Source organism: Delftia sp. Lp-1, from assembly GCF_020523835.1.
Classification (GTDB): domain Bacteria; phylum Pseudomonadota; class Gammaproteobacteria; order Burkholderiales; family Burkholderiaceae_C; genus Comamonas; species Comamonas acidovorans.
On sequence record NZ_JAJALJ010000002.1, the window covers coordinates 431,373 to 445,144 of the forward strand.

At 63.2% G+C, this 13,772-nt stretch carries 16 protein-coding genes; 7 read left to right on the forward strand and 9 right to left on the reverse strand.

The features are described from left to right. Window positions 1–333 precede the first annotated feature (333 nt). From LGR64_RS18735 to LGR64_RS18745, 3 genes are read left to right on the forward strand one after another with little or no spacing between them, the layout of a single operon-like run. Complete coding sequence (locus LGR64_RS18735) at window positions 334–1,224, forward strand: sce7726 family protein (RefSeq protein ID WP_230356544.1); 891 nt, start codon at window positions 334–336, stop codon at window positions 1,222–1,224. Next, on the forward strand, window positions 1,224–2,159 hold the full coding sequence (locus LGR64_RS18740) for a sce7725 family protein (RefSeq protein WP_230356546.1): 936 nt from the start codon (window positions 1,224–1,226) through the stop codon (window positions 2,157–2,159). The genes LGR64_RS18735 and LGR64_RS18740 overlap by 1 nt, the downstream gene beginning before the upstream one ends. Window positions 2,160–2,164: 5 nt before the next feature. Next, window positions 2,165–3,181 (forward strand): RES family NAD+ phosphorylase, encoded by a 1,017-nt coding sequence (locus tag LGR64_RS18745; RefSeq protein ID WP_230356549.1) that lies wholly within the window; start codon window positions 2,165–2,167, stop codon window positions 3,179–3,181. Between the two features lie 307 nt (window positions 3,182–3,488). Here LGR64_RS18745 and LGR64_RS18750 read toward each other — a convergent pair whose 3' ends face one another. Next, window positions 3,489–3,827 carry a helix-turn-helix domain-containing protein gene (locus LGR64_RS18750; RefSeq protein WP_046240531.1) on the reverse strand — a complete coding sequence of 113 codons (339 nt, stop codon included), beginning with the start codon at window positions 3,825–3,827 and terminating at the stop codon, window positions 3,489–3,491. A 122-nt stretch (window positions 3,828–3,949) separates the two neighbouring features. Here LGR64_RS18750 and LGR64_RS18755 point away from each other — a divergent pair, with 122 nt between their 5' ends. Further along, the gene (locus LGR64_RS18755; protein ID WP_230356551.1) at window positions 3,950–4,327 is read left to right on the forward strand and encodes a hypothetical protein; all 378 of its coding nucleotides are present in this window, start codon (window positions 3,950–3,952) and stop codon (window positions 4,325–4,327) included. A gap of 207 nt (window positions 4,328–4,534) precedes the next feature. Here LGR64_RS18755 and LGR64_RS18760 read toward each other — a convergent pair whose 3' ends face one another. Beyond that, complete coding sequence (locus LGR64_RS18760; protein ID WP_065347537.1) at window positions 4,535–4,834, reverse strand: hypothetical protein; 300 nt, start codon at window positions 4,832–4,834, stop codon at window positions 4,535–4,537. Then, complete coding sequence (locus LGR64_RS18765; RefSeq protein ID WP_230356553.1) at window positions 4,835–5,419, reverse strand: DUF4124 domain-containing protein; 585 nt, start codon at window positions 5,417–5,419, stop codon at window positions 4,835–4,837. Window positions 5,420–5,657: 238 nt separating this feature from the next. On the opposite strand from LGR64_RS18765, the gene LGR64_RS18770 reads away from it, so the two are divergent. The 3 genes from LGR64_RS18770 (at window position 5,658) to LGR64_RS18780 (ending at window position 7,021) form a co-directional block, all read left to right on the forward strand. After that, the gene (locus LGR64_RS18770) at window positions 5,658–5,972 is read left to right on the forward strand and encodes an ArsR/SmtB family transcription factor (protein ID WP_063326973.1); all 315 of its coding nucleotides are present in this window, start codon (window positions 5,658–5,660) and stop codon (window positions 5,970–5,972) included. After that, the gene (locus LGR64_RS18775; RefSeq protein ID WP_230356555.1) at window positions 5,969–6,325 is read left to right on the forward strand and encodes an SRPBCC family protein; all 357 of its coding nucleotides are present in this window, start codon (window positions 5,969–5,971) and stop codon (window positions 6,323–6,325) included. Before LGR64_RS18770 ends, LGR64_RS18775 begins: the two co-directional genes overlap by 4 nt. 90 nt (window positions 6,326–6,415) lie before the next feature. Continuing rightward, window positions 6,416–7,021: an ATP-dependent Clp protease proteolytic subunit gene (locus LGR64_RS18780; RefSeq protein ID WP_013803771.1), complete on the forward strand. Its 606-nt coding sequence runs from the start codon at window positions 6,416–6,418 to the stop codon at window positions 7,019–7,021. A 368-nt stretch (window positions 7,022–7,389) separates the two neighbouring features. Here LGR64_RS18780 and LGR64_RS18785 read toward each other — a convergent pair whose 3' ends face one another. From LGR64_RS18785 to LGR64_RS18810, 6 genes are all read right to left on the reverse strand, one after another. Further along, window positions 7,390–8,355, reverse strand: coding sequence for a DNA/RNA non-specific endonuclease (locus LGR64_RS18785; protein ID WP_012203976.1), 966 nt, complete (start codon window positions 8,353–8,355; stop codon window positions 7,390–7,392). A 140-nt stretch (window positions 8,356–8,495) separates the two neighbouring features. Then, complete coding sequence (locus LGR64_RS18790) at window positions 8,496–9,707, reverse strand: MFS transporter (protein ID WP_230356557.1); 1,212 nt, start codon at window positions 9,705–9,707, stop codon at window positions 8,496–8,498. Between the two features lie 11 nt (window positions 9,708–9,718). Continuing rightward, complete coding sequence (locus LGR64_RS18795) at window positions 9,719–10,066, reverse strand: DMT family protein (protein ID WP_012203978.1); 348 nt, start codon at window positions 10,064–10,066, stop codon at window positions 9,719–9,721. A gap of 81 nt (window positions 10,067–10,147) precedes the next feature. Continuing rightward, the gene (locus LGR64_RS18800; protein WP_230356559.1) at window positions 10,148–10,825 is read right to left on the reverse strand and encodes a hypothetical protein; all 678 of its coding nucleotides are present in this window, start codon (window positions 10,823–10,825) and stop codon (window positions 10,148–10,150) included. Between the two features lie 191 nt (window positions 10,826–11,016). Further along, window positions 11,017–12,363, reverse strand: coding sequence for a sigma-54-dependent transcriptional regulator (locus LGR64_RS18805; protein WP_230356561.1), 1,347 nt, complete (start codon window positions 12,361–12,363; stop codon window positions 11,017–11,019). Then, window positions 12,348–13,691: a sensor histidine kinase gene (locus tag LGR64_RS18810; protein ID WP_230356562.1), complete on the reverse strand. Its 1,344-nt coding sequence runs from the start codon at window positions 13,689–13,691 to the stop codon at window positions 12,348–12,350. The genes LGR64_RS18805 and LGR64_RS18810 overlap by 16 nt, the downstream gene beginning before the upstream one ends. Window positions 13,692–13,772: the final 81 nt, after the last annotated feature.

A 13,772-nucleotide genomic window follows, 5' to 3' on the forward strand; every position in this document is an offset into this window, starting at 1 on the left:
CGATGTCTGCTGAGAGGCAGTTGTGGTCATCCCCGCTGCCAGCGTTGAGGCAGCAGTTCCTCTACCTGACCTGCCTGCTGAGTGGGGTAGAAGCGGGGTCAGCATTCCGGCCGCTCTAATACAATGCTATGAGGGCTTGGTCTCTCTTGCACGAAGTCGGCCGCACTTGATTGAAATAAGTCGGGGAAACGATATAAATTTAGTGCAATTCGAAAAAATGGAGTTAAAGTTGATCAGAGGACGGATTGCCAAATGGCCTAGGTATGTGGGTGGTACTTGTTTCAGAGGCCCGCTTCACGTAGCCCATCTTCTCAAGCGACGAGGCTTCATGCGATGACTACGGCAGCCAAGAATCTCTCCGCCATCTCCCGACTTTTTTCGTCAACCGTGTTCCGAGAACTCGCGGAGAAGGGGCGCTCGCCCCTCTTTGCACGTCTACTGACAGATAGTGGACTGATGGATTCGCAACTAGCAGTCGGGACAGTAGGCGCCATTTTTGACTCCGCATTTGCAGCTTTGAGAAAGGCCGGGGGGCGGGATGAATACGTTTACAAGTCTGCGTTAACGCATAACATTTTGCTGGGTCGTCATTCGCTAAGCACAGCTAGCCTTTTAACGGAATTTCGTGCTGGTTTATGCAAGGCTGACGTGGCTATCCTCAATGGAACTTCGACGGTTTATGAAATAAAGTCTGAGCGTGATACGTTGAGTCGGCTTGAAAATCAGGTTCAAAACTATCGGAAAGTGTTTGCGAAAATTTACATCGTCGTCGCCGAGCCGTTTATTGATAAAGTACTTGAAATGACAGATATCGACGTGGGCGTGATGTGTCTGGCACGTTGGAACAGGGTGAACACCGTTCGCGAGGCCATTGATCGCGCGGACGCTGTTTGCCCGACTACGATATTCGATTCACTACGTTTGGATGAGGCGATTTTGATATTGGAAAGTTTTGGGGTAAAAATCCCTGAATTGCCCAATACAAAGATTCGTGAAGCATTAAAGCAGCAATTTGTGTTGCTTCCCCCTCGATTCGTCCATGATGAAATGGTTCGCGTGCTGAAGCGCACTCGCAGTCTTGCCTCTCTTAGAGGTCTTGTTGATCAACTTCCACACTCGTTGAAGACGGCAGCGTTGTCCACGACGCTACGTCTCAAGGATCATCAGCGATTGCTGACGACACTGAATACACCAACACACAAAGCAATGGAGTGGGCTATCTGATGTATTATCCTTATTTTCGTGGAAAGCAATTCGAACTCATTGCTATTAGAGAAAGTGCACACGTCCTAGCTCAGTCAAAATTTTGTCCAATCATTGAGCCTGTCAAGGAAACTCTGAGCGGTCTTCACAAGACCTTAGCTGAAGTCTGCGAGGCGCACGGAAAGGCTATCGTCATAGTCAATCCGTTGCATGGAGATCATTCTGAGGATGGTAAAGAAATCACGGATTTGCTCGCGGAAAATTATTTGGAGAAAAGAGGTGTCTCAGCTGGAATCCTTCTTCGGGAAAACATGACGTCAGCAGACGCACTCGCTTGTTATCAGAAGCACTTGGCCCATCAGCCCATGTTCATACATGCAGGATTTACGGAGGCACGCGCGCTCGCGGAATTGCTTGGAGATAATTTGCTATCTACTAGGCATGCCTTCGTCGAGGCGCATTGCGGAAAGCTTTACCGTCGTCACTATGACGGTTGTTTCCGAATTCTGATTCGCGACGGATTCCGCAAGAGGAAGAACGCAGACCACCCACCGTTAGAGGATTTCTCCGATCTTCATATTACCTACCCCGACGAAGGTATGAACGGATTCGGCGACTTCCTTACCGTTGGAGATGATTTTTCGGAAGGCGGTGGGCCAGCGTACGCCGTTGCAATCCATCTAACGTTTATCGAGCCAAAGAAGGATGATGCAATGTGTATCTACCATTTCGTCTCTACAACACGAGATACACCGACTGATCCCGCAGGCAAGTTTGGTCAGGCATTGGAAAAATTTGTCAGCAAGTACAAAAGCGGCACCTCCAATCTATACGATACATCCGCAGTTCAGGAGCTTCAAGAGCTGCACAGAAAAGGTCATTTCCCAGGCCTCGGCGTCGTCAAAAAACTCTCGATGAAGCATCACATCGAAACGATCGCTGCTTACCTCAGCTAAACTCCATGACTTTGTACTGCTGCGCGGAATGTTTTGGCGACCATGGCCTGCGTCGAAGCGTCATTCCCTCTCGTACAAATGTTCGTGGTCAATGCGACTTTTGTAACACGGCTGATATCGATTTAGTAGAGCCTGGGACCTTAGCTGCTGAATTCGAGATGCTCACTAGCATCTATGAACTCAATTCAGGTGGAAAGTTGTTAGTGGAATGGTTGAAGGAGGATTGGGGTCTCTTTCCGAAGCTCGATCTTGCAAATGCGAAGAACCTTCTTATGGAGGTGTTGGATGATGGGGAAATTGTGCGCAGACTTTTTTCCCCATCCCAAACTTTCAAATCTGAAGGATTGGCGGCGTGGACCACGTTAAGAGACGAGCTTATGTTCAAGAATAGGTACTTTCTCGATGAGGCCCTGGACAAAGATCGTCTCAGCGTTCTTTTGTCTCACTTGACAACGAGCGAAATTCCGCCTGTTTGGTATCGCGCGCGGATCACCACATCTGACGCTGGCTTCGATATTGGTCAAATGGGTGCACCTCCGCGAGAGCTTGCAAGTCATGGTAGAGCGAATCCCTCAGGGATCCCATACTTGTATTTGGGTTCAATGCCTGACACCGCGATCGCTGAAATTAGACCGCACACGGGTGAAATAGCTTCTGTCGCTCGCTTCACTCTCGAGGGGATCATCACGGCAGTAGACCTTCGCAACCCCCGTGGATTGGTGTCTCCATTTTTATTGCAGGATGCGAGCGAGGTTGGTCGCATGCGTGCCGACGTTCCATTCCTGGAAAAGCTTGGAAGCGAGCTGACCAGACCTGTTCTTCCTAGGAGTGCAGCTATCGATTACTTGCCCAGCCAGTATCTTTGCGAATTCATTAAGAAAATTGGGTATGACGGTGTTCTCTACCGGAGCTCTGTCAGCGATGGGATCAACCTTGCACTTTTTTCCCCTGCCAAGGCAGTTGCAAACGACGTCTGCCTCTATGATGTCCAACGCGTTTCAGTGGCTGTAGGACGCCGTTGAGCGCTATATTGGTCTGGCGTTAACGTGCGATATTGCACCGACCGACATGAAGTTTGGCTTTGCGAATGCAATCGTATAGGTGGATTTAGTCGAAAGACTATAGTTGGCCGTTGCAGCCGCTAGGGCGCTGTGCGGTGCGTGGCGCAGATCAGCCTGAAGCAGTCGGCCAAGCAAGAGTCGCGACCGTCGGCTCATGGCCGTCTGCCGCCGTCTGAGAAGGCTGCCTCTTTGACGATATCGATACGCAGCCAGCAATCTCTTGCCGCCCAATCCTGCCGACATCCCGTCATAGCGGCTGCCCAAGCGTTCAACCCTGACGCCCAGCCACCAACCCCAGCACAGCTTTTTTCGCCTGGGCCCGACCGCCGCGAGCCAGCTTGCTCCATGCCAGGATCACGTCGGCAAGATCATCGTCCTCGCAATAAAGGTAGGCAGTCGGCACGCCCAGCACTTGCGCAATCCGGTTGGAAATATCCAGAGGTGGCTCATGGACGCCAGTTTCATATCTGCTCATCCGAGCACTTGCCGTTGTCTCATCAAGACCGACGGCAACCCCCAACTGATCCTGCGGCATCCCGGTACGCAGCCTTGCCTCGCGCAGGCGTTTGCCAAATAGGCTGGAGGGTGGCTTGGTCCGTGGAGGCATCCTACGATAGTCGTAGGGTGTATTGATTTCGTCTCTACGAAATTCGTAGAATGAAACGGCGCTTCACGCGGTCGATTTCCGTGTGCCTGTTGTTCGACATGATCCAAGCCCTGGGAGCCGCCATGGATGAACCTAACCTCATCACCTCACCCCAACCCAAACTCGACGACCTCGCCATAGACGCCGTCCTGCACATGGGCGCAGCGCTGGATGTGCTGGACCTGCACGCTCGCCACAACATCACGGCCATCAATTGCGTCTGCCGGGACCTGCTGCGCATCTACTACGTGAAGGCTGATCAGGCGCAGTCGCTGGAGCCGCAGGACAGGGAATTGCTGGGCCTGCTGCACGACACGGCGGTGAACCTGGGCTATGCCATAGAGGTGGTGGACCATCTGAATGGCGACGAGGCTGACGACCCCATCCTCTATGCCGTGAGCTATCTGCTCAAGGCGGCCAAGCGGTTTGCGGATGAGGGCTTGTCTGCTGGGGTGTCGTGATGGGTGAGGGCGCGAACATATTGCCTGCGCTTCACATGCAGGGAATCTGCGTGCGTTGGGAGGCTGCAGTTTGCCGGAGCCATGAATTCGTGCACTGTGGCGCCGGAGTTTTGAACAGAGCCATGCTCGTCGCTGCAGACTCGTACTGATTGGCTCTTTTTTTTGGCGACGGTGGAGGCCTGGCGTTGGCAACCGTTCCCTATGCGGCTACGCCTTATGTCGGCGCAGAACGGCCAAGCTGCGATGCCGAATCCGTTGGGAAATGTGCTTGTTCTCAGATACCAGGGCCAGCGCTTGAAGCACATCAGCGTTCACCGGTGCACCTTGCTCCAGCCATTCGATGGCCAGGCCCGGCCAGTAGTCGGAGGCTTCGTAGCCCAGGCCGGCCAGGACGATTTCAACGGGCGATGCACTGCCTGAATAGGCTTGCAGCGGGTGCTCCAGATGCAAAAGCAGGATGCGCGTGTCCATTGGGTTGAATTTCAAAGTTTTGCTGCGGGGTTGCATTCACTGAATCCAGTTGCCACGCCTGGCATGAGTGCGTGTCCATCCGTCATCAATCTTGCCGCCGTTGATCTCGCAGGAAGCTGGCGTCTGCGTCGTGCCCTGCACTCTGGCTCCCGTGTGGTTTGTCATGGAAACGGGGGCGGCAATCACGAGGGTCACCACCCGGCGATCCTTGGTAGCACTCAGGTACGTTGCGCCCGGGGGCAGGCCGGCATTTTTCTGGTACCAGTCAAGACACATGCGCGCTTCTTCCTCCAGCATGGAGGAGGGCGATACAGCCTGTGGTGCGGGGGCTGACGCGGGCTTGGTGGCGGGCTCGGTCGGCATTGAATCCCGCAGAGGCCTGGAGGATGCAGAGGGCGGGTCCAGCTGCACGGGCTTGGCGGTGGTGCCTTGCGGGCAAGGGGCATCCTGGTACCAGGTTTTTCCATCGCTAAGGCATTTCATGACGGCTTGGGCATCGGGGGCCAGGCCGGCTGCTGCCACCATCCACAGCAGGCTTTTCAGCAGGGCGGTCTTGTTTCGGGTTGGCTTCAGGGCAGTGCGGGTTGCAGGATTGCCGCCGCCAATGGATGCATGGGCCATTGAGTTTCCAATGAAGTGAACTGGCTGCTGCGAGCCTTTGCCCTCGGTATTGCCGATGCGCTGCGGGGCTGGAAATGACGGGTTTCCTGACTCTTTTTCGGCCCCGTGCAGCGGTTATACGTCAGCCACTTCAACCCACCAATTCACCTGCCGAGCCAGACTTCCTTGAGCAGGCCTTGTCGGTGACGTTTGCCCTGGGCCGCTTGCATTTGAAATAAGTGGTTGCTAAAGTGTCGCCATGCCCGAGAACGACATCTTCAAGGCCCTGGCCGACCCCACACGCCGCTCCATCTTCGAGAAGCTGGCCGCTGGCAGCATGCATGCCAGCGCGCTGCGCGAGGGGATGGAGATCAGCCAGTCGGCCATGTCCCAGCATCTGGCCGTGCTGCGCAACGCGGGGCTGGTGAGCGAGCAGCGCCAGGGGCGCTTCATGCATTACGAGGTCGATCCCGACGGGCTGGCGCAGATTGCGGGCTGGCTGGCGAAGTACCGCGCCTACTGGCCGCAGCGCGTGGATGCACTCAAGGGCCTGCTCAAGGACATGGACCAATGAACAAGATGAACAATGTGGACACCGACGATGCGGACCGCGAGCTGGTGCAGGAGTACGCGCTGGACGCCCCGCCCGAGAAGGTCTGGCGCGCGCTGAGCATTCCCGAGCTGCGCGCGCAGTGGCTGCCGGGCACCGAGCATGCCGAGCCTTTGCGGCAGGTGCCGCAGCAGGAACTGCGCCTGCGGCTGCGCGAGGCGGAGCCGCCCTTTCTGGAAAGCACGGTGGACCTGCAGATCAGCCCCGGCGCCGATGGCGGCACGCTGCTGCGCATCGTCCATGTGCTGACCGATGCGCGGGTGCAGCCCGCCAGGGAAGCGGCCAACGACGGCGGCTTCCTGATGTACGCGACCTGATGCACGTGACCTGAGGGCCCCGGGCAACGGGGCGTGCGGCGCAGGGCCGCAGCCCTTTCTTTTTTCACCACCACACACAGGAGTTCGCCCATGCGCGAATCGATGATGCTCGTCCCCATGGTTGTCGAACAGTCGGCGCGCGGAGAGCGGTCCTTCGACATCTACTCGCGCCTGCTGCGCGACCGCGTGATCTTTCTCAACGGCGAGGTGAACGACGCGGTCTCTGCCCTGGTCTGCGCGCAACTGCTGTTCCTGGAGGCGGAGAACCCCGACAAGCCCATCCACCTGTATATCAACTCGCCCGGCGGGGTGATCACCAGCGGGCTGGCCATGTACGACACCATGCAGTTCATCAAGTCACCCGTGCACACGCTGTGCATGGGCACGGCGCGCTCCATGGGCTCCTTCCTGCTCATGGCCGGCGAGCCCGGCCACCGCATGGCCCTGCCCAACGCCAGCCTGCACGTGCACCAGCCGCTGGGCGGCGTGCAGGGCCAGGCCTCCGACATCCGCATCCATGCCGAGGAAATGCTGCGCACCAAGGACCGCGTGACACGCCTGTACGCCCAGCACTGCGGCCGCAGCTACGAAGAGGTGGAACGCGACCTGGACCGCGACCGCTTCATGACCGCAGAAGAAGCCCGCGAATGGGGCCTGATAGACAAGGTCCTGGACCGACGCACAGTAACCCCCTGAGCCACAGCGCCAGTGAGCGGCTGCCTTTCTCCCCAATCCCGTATGTCCGCGCCTGCGGCGTGGCGGTTGCGGGGTTGCAAGCCTGCCGAAGGACAGGCTTGCTTCGTGATCTGACTCGCCGTGATGTTTGAACGTAGCGCGTAGCGCGAAGTGAGTTTCACGGCGAACCCCGCAACCGCCACGACGCAGGTTGCCCCGTAGCGAAGCGAAGGGGTCGCGGACATCCGGGTCGCCTTCTTTGATCTGACCTTTCTTGGCGAATCAAGAAAGGGCAGTCGGCCGCCGGGCCGAGACCCGGCCTCGAAAAACAACCCCCCGGCAGGGTCAAAAACAGGACCCCACCCCACGCCAGCAACCAGCGCGAAACGCTAACCCCGCCCCCTCATCACCCCCGCCAACAACGGCATCCCCGTCCTCCGAGTGAACTCCTCATAACTGATCGGCGCACTCATCCGCGTATCCGGGCTGTTGGCCTGCCAGTGCGCCCAGGCACGCCCCGTGCTCGCGTCGTAGACCAGCTTGAAGATATGGCTGGGCACATGGACCTTGCCCGGCCCGATGGTGAGCGGCTGGCCGTCGAACACCGGCCCGGTGAACACATAGACATCGCCCTGGGCGCGCTGGGCGTAGCGGCGCGTGTCCTGCTCGACCTTGCTCCAGACGCCGCCGTTGTGGGTCTGGTCCTGCGGAACCATGTTGGCCAGGCTGAAGCTCTGGGCCATGGCCTCGGGCGAGTACATGTCGCCGGCCGGCGCCATGTGTCCGCGCGAGTAGCCGGAGCGGCGGTAGTCGTCCAGTTCGGCCCGCTCGGCGCGGGGCAGGCGGGCATCGGCATAGAACTTGTCGCTGCGCTTGAGGCCCTGGCCCTGGTCCAGCAGTTTGCGGTTCAGGCGCTCCACCACGAAGACGGGCGTCTTGGTCTGGCCGCTGTGCAGCACGGCAAAGGCGCTGAAGCACAGCTCGCGCTGCTGGGGCTGGATCTGCAGGGCCGGGGGCTCGCCACCGGGGAAGAAGTCGCGGCAGTGCGAAAAGCCCGTGGCCATGCTGCCGGCTGGCGGGCTGCCGCCACCGGAGGCCGTGCCCGAACCTGTCTCCGGCTGCTTGCGCAGGTGCTCCAGCCCGGGGATGGGCAGGGTGGACAGGAACGGGGGCTCGGGAAGCTTGGGGTGCCAGTTCGGGTCCAGGCTGCAACTGGCGATCTGGAAGGTGCCCGCTGCCGCCACAAGGGCGGCGAGCATGGAGCGCCACAGTCCGCTGCGGCTGGAGGCTTTCTTCTTGGAGGCGGGGGAGGAACTGCGCTTGCGCGCGGAAGGCTTCTTGTTCTTGACAGTCATTCGGGGGCGGCAGGCGCTGGCCGCTGGGAGGCAAGTCCGCGATGGCGCGGGTTCTGATTCGGGTCCTAGGAATTCTCCTATGTTTCCAGGCCCCCAAATGTTTCCAGATGCCCTGAAAGCGGGCCGCGCATGGCCTGATTTCAGGTCTTGGGCTGGAGGTGTGCGGCCCTTGGTTCGGCAGGCGCGCCGAACCAGCACAGCGCCAGGGCCAGCACCGCGATGCCGCCCAGCGAAAGAAAGGCCGCATCGAAGCCGAAGCGCTGTGCAATCCAGCCCGCCAGTGCCGGGCTGGCGGCCGCGCCCAGACCCTGCAGCGTCATCACGGCGCCCAGGCCTGCGTTGACGTGGCCGGTGCCGCGCAGCGTCTGCGCGACCAGGCCCGGCAGGGCAACGCCCAGCAGCCCCGCGCCCACGCCGTCGAGCACCTGCACGGGAATCAGCGCCCAGTCCGAATCCCAGGTGGCGGCGACCAGGCCGCGCAGCGGCAGCGACAGCAACGCCGCCTTGACCAGCAGCCAGTAGCCGCTGCGCTGGGCGTGGCGCCCGGCGAGCAGGGCCATGGGGATCATGACCAGTTGCGCAACGATGATGGTCAGCGCCGTGAAGCCGCTGGGGTTGGCATGGCCGCGCGCCACGGCGGCCTGCCCCAGCAGCGGCAGCATGGCGGCATTGCCCAGGTGAAACAGCAGCATGGCCACGGCCAGCACCCGCAGCGCCGGCGTGCCCGTGAGCACGTGCAGCAGGCCGGGTGCGCAAGGCCCGGCCTGCTCTGGGGGCGGCATGCCTTGCGGGGTTTCATCCAGCCGCATCAGCGCCAGGCAGGCCAGCGAGGCGCAGCCCATCAGGGCCATGAGCACGAAGACGGAGGGCAGTCCCCAGCGCAGGCCCATGGCCCCCGCCAGCGCGGCCGTGGCCACGTTGCCGGCGTGGTTCCAGGCTTCGTTGATGCCCAGTTGCCGGGGCAGGTCCGCATGGCCGGTGATCTGCAGCGTGATGCCCAGCAGGCAGGGTGCGATCAAGGCCGCGACCACGCCGGTGATGACCTGCGATGCCGCCGTCACGGCCAGCGACGGTGCGATCCAGATGGCCAGGTTGCCCGCCAGCAGCAGGGCGATGGCCGCTGCCAGCAGCCTGCGCTTGCGGCGCGAGGCATCGACCAGCGCGCCCAGCGGCGTGGTGGCCAGCATGCCCGCGATGCCGCCCAGGGCCATGACGTAGCCGATATCGTCCAGCCGCCAGCCCTGGGCGAGCAGGAACACGCCCAGGAACGGTCCCAGGCCGTCGCGCACGTCGGCCAGGAAGAAGTTGAGCCCCGGCAGCCAGCGCCGCGCATGGTGGTGTGTGCGGTGCATGGCGGCTTCCTTCAGCGCAGGGGGCCCTTGAACACGAAGAAGGCGCCCAGGCAGATGAAGCCGAAGCCCACCAGGTGGTTGAGGGTGAGCTTCTCGCCCAGGTAGAGCACGGAGAAGACGGCGAACACCACCAGCGTGATCACCTCCTGGATGGTCTTGAGCTCGGCCGCGCTGTAGACCTCATGGCCGAGCCGGTTCGCGGGCACGGCAAAGCAGTACTCGGCCAGCGCGATCAGCCAGCTCACCAGTATGACGAGGTACAGCGGCCGGTTCTCGAACTTCAGGTGCCCGTACCAGGCGAAGGTCATGAAGACGTTGGAGATCAGCAGCAGCAGGACGGGGGCGATCTTGGGGGACATGGCGGGGTTCGGTGAAGGCGGGAAAGCAGAACAGCAGGAAGGGACAGGAGCCCGCCCGGCCCCGGGGACCGGGCGGTGGTGTCAGCGCGCGCGGTCGTACAGCGGCTGCAGGTCCGACAGGCTGGCACCCATGCTGGTGGCCTCCAGCGAGGTGCCGTGCGCGTTGCGCGTGCCCAGGCCCGAGGCGGCAAACAGCTGCCCCGGCTGCAACGGCTGCTGCAGCGCATGGGGGGCGAAGCGCACGATGGCGCCGTCGGACAGGATGACGCCGTTGGCATCACCGCGCGGGCCGGTGAGGACCACGTCAATGCGGCCCTGGGCCTGCTGCGTCTGCAGTCCGGCCATGCGCAGGTGCGGCGGCATGGGGCGGGCGCCGTCGCGGGCGGGCGGTTGGTCGTACACGGTCTGGCCGCTGGCCGAGTTCACGATGGCATCCGCCTTGACCGCACCACCGGCTTCGCTGCGGCCGATGATGCGCACCGTGTCGCCCACCTTCACGGCCGCCGTGAGCGCGTCGGACATATGGGGCGGGAACCGGACCACCGTGCCGTCGGTCAGGCGCAGGCCGTCCACCTCTCCATACGGATTGGTCAGCAGCCGGGCGACGGCGCTTTCGAGCACGGCCTGTGCGTGCAGCGCGCCAGGCCCTGCAGGGGCTGAAGGGGCCGAAGAGGCGAAGCCGCCGGGCGGCACGGCATGCGCATTCAATGCGCTGGAACCCAGCCAGAGGACGGCGGAGGTAAGAACAAATCGGGACATGAGGGCTCCTGGGTTGGCGATGGACACGCATCCGTCAATGCAAGTGCCATGCCATCAGGAATTCTCATGAAATCAATAGCTTGCAGCGGGCGCTGCGGGCCCGGTGTCCGATGCGGAGACAGCAGGTGTCGCCGTATCGGACACATGCGGCGCCGTCCGTGCGTCCGTGCGTCCGTGTGCCCATTGCGGCCTCAGCCCAGCCCGAACTCCGCCAGCTTGCGGTACAGCTGCTGGCGCGACAGTCCCAGGCGGCGTGCGGCCTCGGCACGGTTGCCCGTGGCGGCGGCCAGGGCACGCGTGACCATTTCTCGCTCCAGCTGGGCGACGGCGGCGGCCAGCGGGCCGTTCCAGTCGATGGCGGGGCCGCTCGCCGCGGCAGGCTGCAGGCCGATGTGCTCGGCCCCGATGACCGGCCCGGGGCACAGCAGGGCCGCGCGCTCCATGGCGTTGCGCAGCTCGCGCACGTTGCCGGGCCAGTCGTGCGCCAGCAGCAGGCGCGCGGCGTCGGCACCCAGGCGCTTGGGCGAGGCGCCGCCGCCTTGGCGCAGGAAATGCTCGGCCAGCAGCAGCACGTCGCCCAGGCGCTCGCGCAGCGGCGGCAGGTGCACGGGCACGACCTGGAGCCGGTACCAGAGATCCTCGCGAAAGCGACCGTCCTTGACGGCGGCGGGCAGGTCGCGGTGCGTGGCCGCGATGATGCGCACGTTCACGGGCTGCGCCCGGCTGGCGCCCACGGGCGTGATCTCGCGCTCCTGCAGCGCCCTGAGGATCTTGGCCTGCGTGGGCAGCGGCATGTCGCCCACTTCATCGAGGAACAGCGTGCCGCCCTGCGCCTCGCGAAAGCGCCCGGCGCGGTCGCTGACGGCGCCCGTGAAGGCGCCCTTCACATGGCCGAAGAGTTCGCTTTCCATCAGGTCTGCCGGAATGGCCGCGCAGTTGACGGCCACGAAGGGCCGCTCCGCCCGGGCGCTGTTGCGGTGCAGGGCCCGCGCCACCAGTTCCTTGCCCGTGCCGGTCTCGCCCAGCACCAGCACGGTGGCGTCGCTGTCCGCCGCCAGGCCGATGCGCTTGAAGACCTGCCGCATGGCCTCGCTGCCGCTGACCAGCTCGGCGTCATCGCCATCCTGCTCCGGGTTCTGCGCCGGGCTCTGCGCCACGTTCTCGAGGCTGCCGGCCTGGCCGGCACTGAGCAAGGCGCGCTCCAGCACCTCGACCAGCGAGGTTCTGGCAATGGGCTTGGTCAGGTGGTCGAAGGCGCCCAGGCGCATGGCCTCGATGGTGTTGCTGCCGCTGGCATAGGCCGTGAGCATGATGCAGGGCGCCCGTGAGAGGCCGCGGGCCTTGCGCAGGAAGGCCAGGCCGTCCTCGCCCGGCATGCGCAGGTCCACGATGGCTGCATCCACGGACCCGGCCTGCAGGATCTGCAGCCCCGCCGCCACGGTCGGGGCCTGGCTGACCCCATGGCCCAGGTCGCCCAGCATCTCGGCCAGGCTTTCGCGGAAGGCCGTGTCATCGTCAACGATCAGGATGCGGGCCATGGAAATTCCATTTCTATGCGGGTGCCTTGTGTTGTCTTGCCCAGCGCGATGCGGCCGCCATGGGCCAGCACGATTTCGCGCACCAGCGCCAATCCCAGCCCGGTGCCGCCGGGGCGCGCGGTGGTGAAGGGCTCGAACAGCGTGTCGCGCAGTTCGGGCGCAATGCCCGTGCCGTCATCGGCCACCCACAGTTGCAGCGGGCTGTTGCGGTGAGCGCCGCGGTCCGCGCCCAGTTCCACCCGGCCGCCGGCCGCCGTGTGCGCCAGGGCGTTGAGCAGCAGATTGTCCAGCGCCCTGGCCATCTGCACGGGGTCCAGCAGCGGGCGGCGCCCATCCTGCAGGTCCCGGGCAAGGCCGGCGGACACTGCCGTTGCCAGTTGCACGCCCCTGGCCTGGGCCAGCTCGGCATGTGCCTGCAGCCTTTCGTCCAGCAACTGCTGCAGGTCCACCGGCTCCGGTTGCACCCGGAAGGGCTGGGTCAAGGCCAGTAGGCTCGATACCAGGTCTTCCAGGCGCGCGGTCTGGGCCAGCACGGCCTCCAGTGCGCCCTGGCTGCGCGCTTCGCGCAGTGGCGCGGGCGCTGCCAGCGCGGTCTCGGCCTTCATGCGCATGGTGCCCAGCGGGTTGCGGATCTCGTGCGCCAGGCCTGCGGACAGCCGGCCCAGGGTGGCCAGCCGTTCGGCGCTGAGCAGTTGCTGCTCCATCTGTGCCGACTGCCGCTGCCAGCGCCGGAGCATCCTGCCCAGCCACAGGCCCGAGACCAGGACCATGCCCAGCAGCAGGCTGACGGCAAGGATGAGGGGGTTGACCACGTCGGCGCTGATCAGGGGAACGCGCATCAGTGTCCAGGCCACCAGCCCGGGTGCGTCCGCCTGGGCCGGGCAGGCCGCAAAGACCACCGCCTCGCGCAGGCCGGGGCGCAGGTCGGTCACCAGGCCTGCGCCGTCCCGCGCGCGCTGGGCGGTGGAGGTGATGCGCTCCATCTCCGCACTGGGCGCATCGCGCTTGATGCCCGAGCCGTCGTAGGTGGGAAAGGCATAGGCCACCACGCCGGGGCCCTCGCGCCAGAAGCCGCCTTCCATGCCGGGGCGCTCGCGCAGCGCCAGGTCCAGCACGGCCTGCGCGGCGGACCGGGCCTGTGCGCTGGGCGTGTCCGCCGTCAGCCCCGCCAGCCCCATGCGCGCGGCCCCGGCCTGCAGCGCGCTGCAGCTGACGCCTGAGGCGTCGCGGGCGCGGGAAACCTGCTGGTCGGTGCCCTGCCGGCTCAGCAGCAGCAGCAGCCACGCCAGCACCAAGGCGACGGCCGAGATGGTGAGCCAGAGGATCACCAGATCCCGTTGGATGGACTTTTGCGGGGACAGGGCTGGCTCCTGAAGTGATGCGCTGGAACATACACCGAAAGGGGGTCC